Here is a 14,266-nt window from a genome sequence, read left to right as displayed (position 1 = left end):
TGTATATTGTTTATTTTCGTTGAGAATCAACAAAATCCACCATCTGATCAGTCAGTTTGTCCAGGTAGTTTTTATCTGTGGTTTTGAAGCCATGAAGGCCGTCTTCAACAATAATCAGTGAGTTTTGAATATTTTCTCTTTTAAGCTTTCTGTGGAGTTTTTTAGACTGCTTCATAGGAACTATCTTATCTTTATTTCCCTGGACAATTAACGTAGGAACACCTTGTGAAACATACGTTATCGGGGAAATAGTTTTAAAATATTCTATCGCCTTGTTTTTATCTTTTTTAATGTCATATCCTGATAGTCCTTTTACGAGATTGCTCCTGAGATCTACGATTTTCTTTGCTGCCAGGCCGAAAAAGAATACGGGTACTTTTCCCAGTCTGGTATGAAGCAGTTTATTCATATCAGAAGGTCCGTAATGATCTATCACATAATTTACCTTTGAGGAATAAGAAGAAAGCTCAGTGCTTCCGGGAAACTGATGATCAGGTGTGTATGCCGCAAGCATCGAAAGATGTGCCCCTGATGAAGTCCCAAAAAGTCCAATATTATCCGGGTCGAAATTATATTTTGCAGCATTTTTTCTGACCCATCTTACCGCATCCTTGGTATCTTCTAAAGGAAGGGGAAAGTGAATGCTGTCGTTCAGGAGCGTATAGTTGATGCTGATGACTGCATATTTTTTGTCGAGCAATTTAGAAATGAAAGTCTCAATATAGCTGCTATCCGTAACTGTTTTATCGCCTTTTACCCACGCACCGCCATGTACATAAATAACCACGGGCATTTTACCGCCGGAAACTGTTTTAGGAGTATAAATATCCAGGGCAACAGGATTTCCTTTTGCATTGGTCTTATAAACAATATTTTCCGAGGCTGATGATATTTCCGGCAGGAGACTGCTTTTCTTGATTATAGGCTCAGGTGAGCCTTGTGAATAACTTAAATTGAAAAAGCTTAAAAAAAGAACAAAAAACAGGTTTGTAAAAAACCTGTAGATTGATATGTTGTTGGTTGAAGATTTCATAGAATACTTTTTGTAGTGGAGTGTTATTTTACTAACTCCTCAAAAAGTTTACCAAACGTTTTTTCCAGGTCTTTGGATTTTCCCGGATGAGGTCTGGAGGTCTGAATGGAAGAACTCCTTACAGCCGTCAGCCAGCGGAAACGTTCCGGGATATCCATCAGGGCAATAGGCCCTCCTTCTTTATCTCCATTGGCAATTTTCTGGAAACTCTCAAGATTATGGATCACATCATCATAGTCCAGCTTGCTGTGCATCAGTTTAAATTTATCCGGACACAGGTAAAATTCCACACGGATAAATTTCTCCTTTTTGGAAAACATCACCAGCCCGATATTGAAAAACTCTTCTCTTTCAACTTTAGGAACCAGGCGTATAACAGCGTATTCGTATATTTTATCCTCTTGCATTTTTGGCTTCGTTTACAAAGATTTGAGAATTTTCCAACCTGGTCTTCAGGAACTGAAAATAAATTTCACGGATTTCGTCAGGGGTTTCATCGGCATCATCCCAATGGAGCCAGGCTTCCGGAATTAAATTGACAATCTCCCTGAACAACTTATCATTCAGTACTTCATGGGCAAACTGATCTGCTTCATCCAGCATTTTTGCTTTTGGGAGAAGTACATGATCCTTCACGTATTTAAACGGGGTTTTTGCAGCGGCATCAAAATTCTGCCATGAATGATGGAAATAAAACGATGCGCCGTTATCGATCACCCAAAGCTCTTTGTGCCACATCAGGAGATTCGTATTCCTGAAAGTACGGTCAATATTGGTGATAAATGCATCCAGCCAGACGATTTTTGATGCGAGAAGCGGGTCTACCTTTACCCCCGGATCGTAGGTAATGGAACCTGAAAGATAATGCAGACCGAGGTTCAGGCCTTCTGAAAATTTCAGCAGATCCTGGATTTCCTCATCAGCTTCTGTTCTTCCGAAATCAACATCCAGATTTACAAATACAAGCTCGGGAATCTTCAGTCCTAAGGCTTCCGTGATCTTACCGCCCAAAAGTTCGGAAATGAGCATTTTGACTCCGTGACCCGCGCCCCGGAATTTCAGTACATATTTAAAATCATCATCAGCTTCTGCCAAAGCAGGAAGAGATCCGCCTTCTCTCAGCGGCAGGATGTAACGCATGACGGTTACCGTTCTTAAATCCAGCATACGGCAAAAATAAGGTTATTTTTTATACTATTGAATCAATTGCCGGGCAGAAGATTAAGTTTTCCGGGTTAAATTTTTTTTATATATTTAGAGTAAAGTGAATAGTTCAGCCTTGCCGACAACTAAGAATTGTAATTAAATATTCATATGGAACTGATAAAAAAGCTTAATATAAAACTTGAAAACAAAGAAACCAGAGATTTTCTGGCTGATGCTCTATATTCTGAAACCAATGAAAAAATGCCTCTGGTGATTTTTGTACACGGATACAAAGGTTACAAAGACTGGGGAGCCTGGAATCTGATGGCGGAAAAGTTTGCCGAAGCAGGTTTTTTCTTTGTGAAATTCAATTCGTCCCATAACGGAACAACCATTGAAGATCCTTACAATTTTGGTGATCTGGAAGCTTTCGGAAATAATAATTATTCAAAAGAACTTTCGGACCTGGGTGTCGTGATCGATCATTTTGTGCAAGATCCGAATGTAGACGACCAGAGGATTATTCTGATCGGGCACAGCAGGGGAGGAGGGATTTCTATCATCAAAACATTTGAAGATGAAAGAATCAACGGCCTGATCACTCTGGCAAGCGTAGATACTCTGGAACGCTTTCCAAAAGATGAGGCATTGGAGAACTGGAAAAAAGAAGGCGTATATTATGTGCTGAATGGAAGGACAAAGCAGGAAATGCCGCATTACTACCAGTTTTATGAAGATTTTGAAAAAAATATTCACCGTTTCGATGTGGAAAGAGCGACGGAAATGGCAAAAGCCTATGTGCTGATCGTCCACGGAACCCATGATGAAAGTGTAAGTGTGAAAAATGCGGAACATCTTCATATCCTTAACCCTAACTCGGAACTGTTTTTAGTTGAAGGCGCAGATCATACTTTTGGAGCGAAAGAACCCTGGACGGAAAACAGACTTCCTGAACATCTTAAAATCATAACCGAAAAATGCATTGATTTTATTAATAAAAACATGAAATAATATTGGTATATGGCATAAAATTTGAGTGTTAGTTTTTCACATATTAATGAATTATGAAAAAACTGATCTTAAACGCCTGTGCGTTTTCGTTATTAACAGTAGTTTCCTGTAAAAAAGAGACAAAAATTGATCCATCTCCAGCAACAATTAAAGATTCTGTAACAATAAAAGCAGACTCAGCGAGTTCTTCCGCATCTTCTTCCACCCGTAGTATCATTACGAACAATATAGGAAAATACCCTCATGATATCAAACTTTTTGAAAATAAAGATTTTACAGACAGGGTTAAGAGAATTACAGGGGCGCAATACGATGAAATTTTTAACAACTTCAATGTAGAATCCCAAATTGTATCCGAAAACGGAATCTATAAGGTAACAGGATGTAAGCAACATGACTGCCCCGGATATTCAACGTCCATCTTCTATGATTCCAAGAACGATAATCTAAATGTAGCTATTGACAAAAATGGAAAAATAACAGATTTTACTGAGAAAGAAAAAATTAAGATTACTGATGTACTCAAGTCTATGTAAGCAGTTCCAGATCTGTAGAAAGAAAAAAACCAGCCTGATGGCTGGTTTTTCTATTGTGGAATTATTGTATTGTTAAAAGCGCCCAGGCTTCTTCAATTCTGCTTTCCAGAAGTAATTTCTGAGCATCCAGATGAACATTCTCATCTGCATGAAAATCTCCGGAAGGAAGAACTTCTACATTGGCAAGCATTCCCAGGTCGTTTCCTGTAAATACCTTACTGTATTTGATGGCATCCGGCAGAAGATCAAACCCGATTCCTTTTGTTACCAATGGCTTCGGAACTTCAAAAAGGCTGTTCTCATTGCTTCTGGAATACCAGTTGCTTCCCAGACGGGCTACCATATCCAGTTTCTGCTGATCCAAATTTCCTTCTTCGTTCAGGTATTCTTCCCTGATATGGATTTTCTGCACTTCACAGATCACAAGGTTTCCTGCACCTCCCTGATCGCCTAATGATTTTACCTCTAAAACTTTACATTCGAAGTTGACAGGGCATTCTTCAATCAGTTTGGGCTGTACCAGATCTGCCTCTTTCATGGTCAAACCGGACTTAATAAACTCATTGACTCCGGTTTCATATTCTGTGGAAGCTAAAGAAATCTGCTGTACAATCGGAAAATTTACAGTCCCGATTACTACTTCAGGAACTTCCAGTACATTTTCCAAAGTATGTTTTGTGGTATTGTCCCGTACTCTCCTCGAAGGTGAAAAAATCAGAATCGGGGGAACGGTGCTGAACATATTAAAAAAGCTGAAAGGAGATAAATTGATAGTTCCGTTTTTATCAACTGTAGAAGCTAAAGCAATCGGTCGCGGTGACACAGCGGTCTGCATGATGGTCTGGAGCTGTACGGGAGATAATTCGGAGGGTATTACTGTTTTCATATTTTGTTTTTTAACACTCAATTAAACTTAAGTGTTCAAATTATGTAAAAGATGCTTCAACTCCGCTCAGCATAACATTTTTAATACTAACTGTTTTTATTAGCAAATAATTTAATGATGTCATGCTGAGCGGAGTCGAAGCATCCGGATTATTTATTTAAAGTTGAATTAAATCGAAGGAATAATTTTCCCTGAAACTTCACCAAAACCTACTCTCACCCCATCTTTTTCTGCCCAGGCTTTCATGGTAACCGTATCGTTATCTTCAATGAATTTTCTTTCCTGGCCATTGCTTAGCTTTAAAGGGTTTTGTCCTCTCCAGGTAAGCTCAAGCATAGACCCGAATGATTTCGGATCGCGTCCTGAAATGGTTCCGCTTGCATAAAGGTCACCAACCTCTACATTACACCCGTTTACCGTATGGTGAGCCAGCTGCTGGGTCATATTCCAGTACATGTATTTATAATTACTTTCTGAAATCAGGTTTTCTTCGCCATTTTCCGGTTTCAGGTATACTTCAAGATTGATATCATAGTTTTTGTCACCTTCAAACTTTAAATAGTCTAAAACTTCAGGATCCTGTTTTGGAGAAGCTGTTCTGAACGGTTCCAGAGCTTCAAGGGTAACGACCCATGGAGAAATGGATGAACCGAAATTTTTAGCCAGAAAAGGTCCCAGTGGAACATATTCCCAGGACTGGATGTCTCTTGCAGACCAGTCATTGAAAACAACCATTCCGAAAATAGCATCTTCAGCGTCTTTTGTAGAAATGCTTTCTCCCATTTCCGTGTTTCTGTTAAGAATGAAGGCCATTTCCAGTTCAAAATCAAGCTGCTTGCTTGGTCCGAAAATCGGTTTTTCTACATCTGCAGGCTTGGTCTGTCCTTTCGGTCGGTTAATATCCGTTCCTGAAACTACGATGGATGAAGCTCTCCCGTGATAACCTACCGGAAGATGTTTCCAGTTGGGAAGCAGGGCGTTGGCAGGATCGCGGAACATTTTTCCCACATTCGTTGCATGTTCTATGCTGCTGTAAAAATCCGTATAATTCGGGATGTGCACAGGCATCATCATTTTTACTTTGTCAAGGTCGTAAAATGCATCCTCAATCGTTTTTTCGTCTTTTGACAAGGCAGAACCTTCCTGAAGAAGCTCCTGAATTCTGGTACGGACAGCATTGGTAACAGGTTTTCCAAGTTCAATGAACTCGTTGATGGTGTAAGCTTCAAAGACATTATCAGCCAATCCTTCAATATCTTCAAAATAGGCAAGATCGTAAAGGGTAGCAAGATCAATGACCTGATCACCGATCCTTGTACAGCATCCGATATATTCTTTATTAAAAACGGCTACCCCGAAAGGAATATTATGTATAGAAAAGTCTGAATCTGAAGAATATTCTACAAATGATTTCATATTTTTTGGAATTTAAATTAAAACGGTAAGATAACAAATCTATCCAGATCTGCTAACCTGATTTTCCGGGAATTATTTCTTTTTGGAATAAGAGGCTTCATCTATCCATCTGTCTTTTGTGTTGACATCGATAAGATACAGGATATCATCCTGCTTTGTCAGCAGCAGAGTTTTGGTAACAGGCAGCGGAACTTTTTTATTTTCAAGTTTGTCTGCTCTAAGTGAAAGAATGTTTTTTTTCCTGATGATATCCCCCGTGAAAATGTTTGAACTGCTTTCTCCGGTTGCTTTGTCATCAAAAACTTCTACATAAGTAGCTTCTTTACCTTTGATAATAATAAAGTCTCTTTCCGTGTGGTCCTCTGCATCCTTAATGAAGACAAATTTTTTATTGTCTATATTCACTTTTTCAAGATGCTGATTAATGCCTTTTCTTTCTTCCAAACGGTTCAGGATTTCATTAAGGGTTCCATACTGAGCTTTAAGCCCTAATGTTCCGAAAAATAAAACCCCGATTAGTAATTTTCTCATAAATGTGTGTTTTAAAAAAAAGTTTTGTCAGGACTTTTCATCCTGACAAAACTTTATAATTCTATATTTAAATTAAAGATTTCCTCTTCTTTCCTGCTCTCTTTCCAATGCTTCGAATAATGCTTTGAAATTTCCGGCACCAAAACTCTGTGCACCGTGTCTTTCAATGATTTCAAAGAATAGAGTAGGACGGTCTTCTACAGGCTTCGTAAATATCTGAAGCAGGTAGCCTTCTTCATCATGATCAATAAGGATGCCTAAGTCCTGTAATTTTTTAAGATCTTCATCAATATGTCCAACTCTTTCTGGAACCATATCGTAGTAAGCCTCTGGTGGAGCAGAAAGAAACTCTACTCCGCGTTTTTTTAATTCGGTTACTGTATGGATGATATCTTTTGTCGCTACTGCAATGTGCTGTACGCCTTCCCCTTCATAGAAATCAAGATATTCTTCTACCTGGGACTTCTTCTTACCTTCTGCCGGCTCATTGATCGGGAATTTCGCGTATCCGTTTCCGTTGGACATCACTTTAGACATCAATGCAGAATATTCCGTATTGATCTGCTTGTCATCAAAAGAAAGGATGTTCACAAATCCCATTACTTTTTCGTACCATTCTACGGTAGGGAGCATTCTGTTCCAGTCTACGTTTCCTACACAATGGTCTACGTATAATAAGCCTGCTTCTTCAGGGTTGTAATCGCTTTCCCATTTTTCATATCCGGGCATGAAAGCTCCTTTATAGTTTTTTCTTTCAACAAACATGTGGATCGTTTCTCCGTAAGTATAAATTCCGGACATTCTTACCTCACCGTTGTCATCTGTTAAAGTTACTGGCTCCAGATATGGTTTTCCACCTCTTTTGGTAGTTTCTTCAAAAGCTTTGTAAGCGTCGTCTACCCAAAGTGCCAAAACTTTCACTCCATCACCATGTTTTTTTACGTGCTCGCTGATAAGTGAGTCGGATTTAAGCCCTGTTGTTAATACCAGTCTTATTTTCCCCTGCTGAAGAACATAAGAAGCGCGGTCTCTTACTCCTGTTTCAGGACCAGCATACGCTACAGACTGAAAACCGAAAGCGGTTTTGTAATAATGGGCAGCCTGTTTAGCATTTCCTACATAAAACTCAATGTAATCTGTACCGTTGATAGGTAAAAAATTCTCAGCTTGAGCAATTTTTTCGGCAAATGTAAGTGTTGACATATTTCTATTTTTACTTTTATTTTAATGAATGCAAATTACAAAAATCTTAGAAATAGCGAAAGTATTGAAGTAGATTCCTTAAATATAGTTAACATAATGTTAAAGAAGAGTTCATTTAAGTATATTTAAGTTTCTTTATAATAAAATCGGATATTTATCTTTGATACACCAATAAGTGAAAAAAAAATATTTTCGAAAAGAAGAAAGCCGTAGAAATTTCTACGGCTTTCTCTATTTTTTTATTCAGGCTTTTCTGTTTAATCTGCCTGCATCGGGATTATAATTATCCCATATTTTCCATGTATTATCTATTTTACGGATAAAATAAATCTGGGTATTTAGCTGATTCACAAAATGTTCCTCTCCGGTTTCGCCTACTTTGAACAGAAGGTTCCAGAATTCCTGGGTTTCCAGTATTTTTTTTTCTGGCTCATCGGTAACCAGATGAATATCAAAAACCTCGTAGTTGGAACGGTTGTTTTTAGTCACCAGATGAAAGTCTCTTTCACATAATTCTTTGCTGAACCCGGAAGCTCTTTCCAGAAACGGAGAACCGTCAAATACCAGATCTTTAAAAACTTCGGTATTATGTTCCGGGAATTTTTTGTAAAATTCAAATGCTGTAGCACAATAATCGTATACCATTTTGGTGAGAAATTCAAGGTCACCTTCTACCGGTTCCTTTTCCGGCCTTTTCAACTTCATGGACTGTATATAGTCGTTGAGGTCTTTATAGCCCAGAAAAATGCAGATTTTATCCAGTGTTTTCAGAAATCTGAGATCATTATGCGTTTTGTCCTGGTAGTCGTTTTCAAAAAAACGCTGCAGGGTCACATGTGATATTGTATTTCCTATTTCAAATTTTTTTCCCCCTTTTAGTTCTTCAGCTTCAGATAATTCATCTTTTATAATTTCAGAAAGAATAATATAATGGCTTCTTTTCCATTCATCCACATTCCCCAAAACTGAATTTCTTACTTTTTCATGCTTTCCAACTTCTTCTCTTATCGAATTATATATAGTTTTCAATTTCCTTTGGTTTTGAATGAGTTTATCAAAAACACTGCCAAAATGTTAAATTATTTCTAAGACCAGTTTTGTTGAGTTATTAATATGCAATCATAATTTTTTTTAAAAACATTCAAACAGAATAAAGCTGTGATTTTCTTAGTGTTTAAATCGTTCATAAGCAGCCCTTTCCAGCATTTCCCTGTCATCGGGATGTGCGATACTGATAAGCTCCTGAGCCCTTTGGCGGAGATTTTTACCATATAAATAAGCTGTGCCGTATTCTGTCACTACGTAATGGATATGCCCTCTTGTTGTTACCACACCGGCCCCCTGTTTAAGAAAAGGAACGATCCTAGAGACTCCTTTTTTGGTCCTTGAGGTGATGGCAATAATCGGTTTTCCGTCCTCGCTCAATGCTGCACCTCTCATAAAGTCCATCTGGCCTCCGATTCCGCTGTACTGCAATGTCCCGATGGAGTCCGCACATACCTGTCCGGTAAGGTCTATTTCAATGGCAGAATTAATGGCCACCATTTTTTTATTCCTCATGATATTGATGGGGAAGTTCACATCACTTACATCTTTGAATGCAAAAACAGTATTGTCGTCCACATAATCGTAAAGCTTTCTGGTTCCAAAGCAGAAGCTTGTGATGGTTTTATTATCGTTGTAACCTTTGTATTTGTTGTTGATCACATCATTCTGGATCAGGTCTATAACACCGTCACTCAGCATTTCCGTATGAACGCCAAGATCTTTATGATTGGTTAAACATTTCAGAACAGCATCCGGAATAGTCCCGATACCCATCTGTAATGTCGATCTGTCCTCAATAAGTTCTGCTACATTTTTCCCTACTAGCATTTCTTCAGGACCTACTTTTGAACCGTAATCCACGGTAGGAAGTTCTTCTTCGTGCCATACCAGCTTATGAATCCTGCTGATGTGAATCATCCCGTCTCCGTGCGTTCTCGGCATTAAAGGATTAACGATGGCAACAATAGTTTTAGCGGTATCAACAGCCGCTCTTGCTACATCTACGGAAGTTCCCAAAGTACAGAAGCCATGTTTGTCCGGTGGAGAAACGGTTACCAGAGCCACATCAAGCGGAAGGATGTTTTTTCTGAACAGAATAGGGATTTCACTTAAAAACACAGGAACAAAGTCGCCTCTGTCCGAATTCACCGCGTCCCTCACTGGTGTTGATACGAATAAGGAATTGACAAAGAAACTGTCCTTGTATTCCGGTTTAGCAATTTCAACGTTTCCCTGCTGGGTAATGGAAACCATTTCTATATTTTGCAGACGGTGAGATTGTCTCGCCAATTCATCAATTAAATAATTCGGGGTACATGCGCTTCCGTGGAAAAATACACGGTTTCCGCTTTTTACAGTATATATCGCTTCTTCTGCACTAATATAATTGTACATAATGAAATTTTTTATGGGTGATTTTTTTTTATTCCTGGGAACGGTCTTCCATAGTTTTGTCCGATTCTTCCAGCCATGAAGTTTTGTATGAAGGATCTTCTACTTTCAAAGCTTCTTCTGTAATTTTCAATGGACGGAAAGGATCAACCATTACGGCATATTCTTCCGTGAACTTTTTACCGATACTACGTTCCATAGCTCCCGGATGAGGTCCGTGTACGATTCCTCCCGGATGCAGTGTGAAATCCATCAGGTCGATGTGGTTACGGCTCATAAAGTCGCCCTCTGTATAGAATAAAACCTCATCGGAATCAATGTTTGAGTGATTATAAGGTGCAGGAATAGCTAAAGGATGGTAATCATACATTCTGGCGCAGAACGAACAGACTACGAAATTATGGCCTTCAAAGTTCTGGTGTACCGGAGGCGGCTGGTGAATTCTTCCGGTAATAGGCTCAAAGTTTTTTATATTGAATTTATAAGGGTAAAAATATCCGTCCCATCCTACCACATCAAAAGGGTGTGTTGCATAAATGAAATCTGTGATCTGGTTTTGTTTTTTTACTTTAATTAAAAACTCGCCTTTTTCATCTTTAGGCTCTTTAAAAACCGGAGCTATGATGTCTCTTTCGCAGAAAGGTGAATGTTCCAAAAGCTGTCCGAATTCATTTCTGTAACGTTTCGGTGTATAAATAGGAGAGTGGCTTTCCAGTACAAAAAATACGGTATCATCCGATTTCAGTTCCACCTGGTAGATGGTTCCTCTGGGAATAATAAGGTAATCACCGGTAACAAATTCCAGGTCACCAACAAAGGTTTTCAGGATTCCTGTTCCCTGGTGAACATATAAAAGTTCGTCACATTCTGCATTTTTATAGAAATAGTCCATGGACTTTCTCGGCTTCGACAATCCCATTTTCAGGTCGTTGTTCATCAGAAGGATCTTTCTGCTGTCCATAAAATCGTCTTCAGGCTTTACATTCATTCCTTTAAACATTCTTGGGGCAACATTTTTTTCTACTGCGATCTTTGGTGTTACGTCTTTTGCAACTCCAATGGATTTGATCTGTGTAGGTCTGTGTATATGGTATAATAATGAGGAAATCCCGTGAAAGCCTTCCGTTCCGAAAAGCTGTTCATAGTAAAATTTATCTTCCGGCGATTTGAAAATCGTATGTCTTTTTTGTGGGATATTTCCCGCTTGATGATATCTCATTTTACTTTTATATGTAGTTTCTCAAATTTAATCATTTTTCGTGAATTGATTCCAACAACATTTATCATGGTGTTTTGTAATTCAAAAATAATTGTTAGATTTGTCTAACAATTTTAATTTCATGAAGCGAATATTATTTTCTATTACTCTTTTATCCTCTTTTTGTTTTTCCCAGAAGACAGACAGCCTGAATTTACAGCCAACTTTAAATGCCGATTCTGCAACAGTTTTGAAAACAAAAGTGAAAACGAGTACTATTGAAGATGTTGTTATTACCGGAACCATAAAGCCTTTCAGCAGATCAAAAAGTCCCGTAGCTGTAGAGGTTTACAGTCAAAAATTTTTCCAGAAAAATCCTACTCCAAGCATTTTTGAAGCCATAGCAATGGTGAATGGAGTAAAGCCACAGCTGAATTGCTCAGTATGTAATACGGGGGATATCCATATCAACGGCCTGGAAGGACCTTATACAATGATTTTGATTGACGGAATGCCTATTGTAAGCTCTCTTTCCACAGTATACGGTTTAAGCGGAATTCCCAACAGTCTTGTGGACAGAATTGAAGTGGTAAAGGGCCCGGCTTCCTCTATCTATGGTTCCGAAGCCATGGGCGGGGTGATCAATATTATTACCAAGAATGCACTGACGGCCCCTAAATTGAGTGTCGACCTGATGACAAGTACATGGAGTGAAAATAATCTTGATATTTCAACAAAATTTAATATTGGAAAGAGTGCAGCTTCTTTATTAAGCTTAAATTATTTCAGCTTTAAAGAGAAAATAGACCAGAATAATGATAATTTCACGGATGCAGCTTTGCAAAGCAGGATTTCAATCTTTAATAAATGGAATTTTAGAAGAAAAGAAAACCGCCAGGCAAGTATAGCCCTGAGGTATTTATATGAAGACCGTTTCGGCGGTGAAATGCAATGGAATAAATCTTACCGGGGAAGCAGTGATGTGTATGGTGAAAGCATTTATACAAACAGGGCAGAAGTGTTTGGGCTTTACCAGTGGCCCTTAAAAGAATATATCGTAACCCAGTTTTCTTACAATTACCATGACCAGAATTCTTTCTACGGCAGCAATCCTTACGATGCCCTGCAAAAAGTGACATTTGTACAGACCTATTGGAGTAAAAAAGTAGGAAACCACGATCTTACCGGAGGAATTACATTCAAAAGAACGTTTTATGATGATAATACGCCCGGAACTTTATCTTCGGACGGAATCACCAATGCCCCGATGAAATCACCGATCTGGGGAGCTTTTGTACAGGATCAGTGGGAAATTAACGAAAAAAATACGCTATTGCTAGGGTACAGGTTTGATTACGATAAGATCCATCATGAAGTACATTCGCCAAGGCTGGCATGGAAGTATTCTCCCAATCCTTATCATACTTTGCGGTTCAATTTTGGGACCGGTTTCCGTGTAGTGAACCTCTTTACGGAAGATCATGCGGCACTTACAGGTTCCCGTGAAGTACTGATTAAGTCTGATCTGAAACCTGAAAGATCGGTCAACGGAAACCTGAACTATATCTGGAAAATTCCCGTGGGAACCCGCATGCTGCAATTCGATGCTTCTGCATTTTATACCTATTTCAGCAATAAAATTGTTGGCGACTTTGATACCGATCCGGATAAAATTATCTATGATAATCTCCATGGGTACGGAATTTCAAGAGGCGCTTCACTGAATGTGGATTTCAGCTTCAGCTTTCCTTTAAGTGTCGGCCTGGGGGTGACCTATCTGGATGTTTACCAGAAATTTGACGGAGATGATAAAAAATCGCAGCAATTACACGCCCCGAAGTGGAGCGGAACCTATAATCTTTCTTATAAGTTCCCGAATGATTTTAGTATTGATTTCACAGGGCAGTTCTACGGTCCTATGAGGCTTCCGGTACTTCCCAACGACTACCGTCCTGAATATTCACCTTTTTATTCTTTGGCCAATATTCAGGTTTCCAAAAGCTTCAAATCCGGTTTTGAAGTGTATTGCGGAATTAAAAACCTGTTCAATTTTACACCGAAAGATCCTTTAATGAGGCCTTTCGATCCGTTTGACAAGTATGTGGATGATCCTGTCAATAATCCTAACCATTATACCTTTGATACGGCTTACGGATATGCCCCTATGCAGAGTATCCGGGGTTTTCTGGGAGTAAAATATACTCTAAAATGAAAAGGATTATTTTATTTTTAATGTTGGTGCCCTGTTTTTGTCTCTCGCAGATGAAGACAGGCACTTTTTCTGATCTCGAAACTTTAATGGAAAAAGATCCTAAACCGGTTATCATCCATTTGTATACATACTGGTGCTCGGTTTGTAAAATGGAAAAAATTGCTTTGAATAATGACAGGGAAATTACAGATCTCATCAATGCAAATTTTTATCTGATCAATTTTGAGGCTGAAAAAACGAAAGAAACAATAAAATTTCAGGGAAAAGAGTTTGGGTATATTCCGAATGGAAATTCAGGAATTCATGAGCTGGCATTGGCTTTGTCTAAAAATAAGGATCACCCTGTTTATCCCTTGTGGATTGTTCTGGATAAGGATCAGAAGTTAGTATATTATCATGAAGGTCTCTGGATACCGGAAAATATGAAGCAGAAACTTCTGGAAATTTCTGCTTTGTAATTTTTTAGTTTATGGTATTCTGATGTCATTGCGAGGAGCGAAGCGACGAAGCAATCTCAATAGAATTCCTCTTGTTTGAGCTGTTAGATTGTTTCACCTAAAGGTTTGCAATGATGGATAATTTTTCTCGCAGATTTTGCAGATTGATCAGATTTCTTTAATTGCCTGATACTTCTTAGTGGGGTAATTTTTTTTTC

14 protein-coding genes are annotated in these 14,266 nt (G+C 38.6%); 4 read left to right on the top strand and 10 right to left on the bottom strand.

Annotated elements, in window-relative coordinates; translation table 11 throughout:
- Positions 1-10 precede the first annotated feature (10 nt).
- Genes BUB03_RS16350 through BUB03_RS16340 form a run of 3 tightly spaced genes read right to left on the bottom strand, consistent with a single transcriptional unit; the run spans position 11 to position 2,200 of the window.
- Complete coding sequence (locus BUB03_RS16350; protein ID WP_073065124.1) at positions 11-1,033, bottom strand: alpha/beta hydrolase; 1,023 nt, start codon at positions 1,031-1,033, stop codon at positions 11-13.
- A 23-nt stretch (positions 1,034-1,056) separates the two neighbouring features.
- Positions 1,057-1,440 (bottom strand): DUF3037 domain-containing protein, encoded by a 384-nt coding sequence (locus BUB03_RS16345; RefSeq protein ID WP_073065121.1) that lies wholly within the window; start codon positions 1,438-1,440, stop codon positions 1,057-1,059.
- The gene (locus tag BUB03_RS16340) at positions 1,427-2,200 is read right to left on the bottom strand and encodes a HipA family kinase (protein WP_073065119.1); all 774 of its coding nucleotides are present in this window, start codon (positions 2,198-2,200) and stop codon (positions 1,427-1,429) included. The genes BUB03_RS16345 and BUB03_RS16340 overlap by 14 nt, the downstream gene beginning before the upstream one ends.
- Before the next feature lie 147 nt (positions 2,201-2,347).
- Here BUB03_RS16340 and BUB03_RS16335 point away from each other — a divergent pair, with 147 nt between their 5' ends.
- On the top strand, positions 2,348-3,190 hold the full coding sequence (locus tag BUB03_RS16335) for an alpha/beta hydrolase family protein (protein WP_073065116.1): 843 nt from the start codon (positions 2,348-2,350) through the stop codon (positions 3,188-3,190).
- Between the two features lie 53 nt (positions 3,191-3,243).
- Positions 3,244-3,726, top strand: coding sequence for a hypothetical protein (locus tag BUB03_RS16330; protein WP_073065115.1), 483 nt, complete (start codon positions 3,244-3,246; stop codon positions 3,724-3,726).
- 61 nt (positions 3,727-3,787) lie between these two features.
- Here the strand turns inward: BUB03_RS16330 and BUB03_RS16325 are convergent, their stop codons facing one another.
- The 7 genes from BUB03_RS16325 to BUB03_RS16295 form a co-directional block, all read right to left on the bottom strand.
- Complete coding sequence (locus BUB03_RS16325; RefSeq protein WP_073065112.1) at positions 3,788-4,612, bottom strand: flavin reductase family protein; 825 nt, start codon at positions 4,610-4,612, stop codon at positions 3,788-3,790.
- 168 nt (positions 4,613-4,780) lie between these two features.
- A complete protein-coding gene (fahA, locus tag BUB03_RS16320) occupies positions 4,781-6,028 on the bottom strand; it encodes a fumarylacetoacetase (protein WP_073065110.1) in 1,248 nt (415 codons plus the stop codon).
- A 72-nt stretch (positions 6,029-6,100) separates the two neighbouring features.
- Complete coding sequence (locus tag BUB03_RS16315) at positions 6,101-6,559, bottom strand: hypothetical protein (RefSeq protein WP_040996645.1); 459 nt, start codon at positions 6,557-6,559, stop codon at positions 6,101-6,103.
- A gap of 72 nt (positions 6,560-6,631) precedes the next feature.
- Positions 6,632-7,762, bottom strand: a complete 1,131-nt coding sequence (hppD, locus tag BUB03_RS16310) for a 4-hydroxyphenylpyruvate dioxygenase (protein WP_073065107.1) — start codon at positions 7,760-7,762, stop codon at positions 6,632-6,634.
- 243 nt (positions 7,763-8,005) lie between these two features.
- Positions 8,006-8,791, bottom strand: a complete 786-nt coding sequence (locus BUB03_RS16305; RefSeq protein ID WP_073065104.1) for a hypothetical protein — start codon at positions 8,789-8,791, stop codon at positions 8,006-8,008.
- A gap of 138 nt (positions 8,792-8,929) precedes the next feature.
- Positions 8,930-10,204, bottom strand: coding sequence for an acetyl-CoA hydrolase/transferase family protein (locus BUB03_RS16300; RefSeq protein ID WP_073065101.1), 1,275 nt, complete (start codon positions 10,202-10,204; stop codon positions 8,930-8,932).
- Between the two features lie 28 nt (positions 10,205-10,232).
- A complete protein-coding gene (locus BUB03_RS16295; protein WP_073065098.1) occupies positions 10,233-11,420 on the bottom strand; it encodes a homogentisate 1,2-dioxygenase in 1,188 nt (395 codons plus the stop codon).
- A gap of 121 nt (positions 11,421-11,541) precedes the next feature.
- On the opposite strand from BUB03_RS16295, the gene BUB03_RS16290 reads away from it, so the two are divergent.
- On the top strand, positions 11,542-13,611 hold the full coding sequence (locus BUB03_RS16290; RefSeq protein ID WP_073065095.1) for a TonB-dependent receptor plug domain-containing protein: 2,070 nt from the start codon (positions 11,542-11,544) through the stop codon (positions 13,609-13,611).
- Complete coding sequence (locus tag BUB03_RS16285) at positions 13,608-14,069, top strand: thioredoxin family protein (RefSeq protein WP_073065092.1); 462 nt, start codon at positions 13,608-13,610, stop codon at positions 14,067-14,069. The genes BUB03_RS16290 and BUB03_RS16285 overlap by 4 nt, the downstream gene beginning before the upstream one ends.
- Positions 14,070-14,266: the final 197 nt, after the last annotated feature.

It is taken from the genome of Chryseobacterium oranimense, from assembly GCF_900129755.1.
GTDB classification, from domain to species: domain Bacteria; phylum Bacteroidota; class Bacteroidia; order Flavobacteriales; family Weeksellaceae; genus Chryseobacterium; species Chryseobacterium oranimense.
The sequence above is the reverse complement of the archived record's forward strand: the minus strand, read 5'-3'. Positions and strand labels throughout refer to the sequence as shown.

What these genes read in the sequence shown, in the direction of transcription:
- BUB03_RS16350 (WP_073065124.1), bottom strand. Translation starts at nt 1,033, where the DNA reads ATGAAATCTTCAACCAACAACATATCAATCTACAGGTTTTTTACAAAC.
- BUB03_RS16345 (WP_073065121.1), bottom strand. Translation starts at nt 1,440, where the DNA reads ATGCAAGAGGATAAAATATACGAATACGCTGTTATACGCCTGGTTCCT.
- BUB03_RS16340 (WP_073065119.1), bottom strand. Translation starts at nt 2,200, where the DNA reads ATGCTGGATTTAAGAACGGTAACCGTCATGCGTTACATCCTGCCGCTG.
- BUB03_RS16335 (WP_073065116.1), top strand. Translation starts at nt 2,348, where the DNA reads ATGGAACTGATAAAAAAGCTTAATATAAAACTTGAAAACAAAGAAACC.
- BUB03_RS16330 (WP_073065115.1), top strand. Translation starts at nt 3,244, where the DNA reads ATGAAAAAACTGATCTTAAACGCCTGTGCGTTTTCGTTATTAACAGTA.
- BUB03_RS16325 (WP_073065112.1), bottom strand. Translation starts at nt 4,612, where the DNA reads ATGAAAACAGTAATACCCTCCGAATTATCTCCCGTACAGCTCCAGACC.
- fahA (WP_073065110.1), bottom strand. Translation starts at nt 6,028, where the DNA reads ATGAAATCATTTGTAGAATATTCTTCAGATTCAGACTTTTCTATACAT.
- BUB03_RS16315 (WP_040996645.1), bottom strand. Translation starts at nt 6,559, where the DNA reads ATGAGAAAATTACTAATCGGGGTTTTATTTTTCGGAACATTAGGGCTT.
- hppD (WP_073065107.1), bottom strand. Translation starts at nt 7,762, where the DNA reads ATGTCAACACTTACATTTGCCGAAAAAATTGCTCAAGCTGAGAATTTT.
- BUB03_RS16300 (WP_073065101.1), bottom strand. Translation starts at nt 10,204, where the DNA reads ATGTACAATTATATTAGTGCAGAAGAAGCGATATATACTGTAAAAAGC.
- BUB03_RS16295 (WP_073065098.1), bottom strand. Translation starts at nt 11,420, where the DNA reads ATGAGATATCATCAAGCGGGAAATATCCCACAAAAAAGACATACGATT.
- BUB03_RS16290 (WP_073065095.1), top strand. Translation starts at nt 11,542, where the DNA reads ATGAAGCGAATATTATTTTCTATTACTCTTTTATCCTCTTTTTGTTTT.
- BUB03_RS16285 (WP_073065092.1), top strand. Translation starts at nt 13,608, where the DNA reads ATGAAAAGGATTATTTTATTTTTAATGTTGGTGCCCTGTTTTTGTCTC.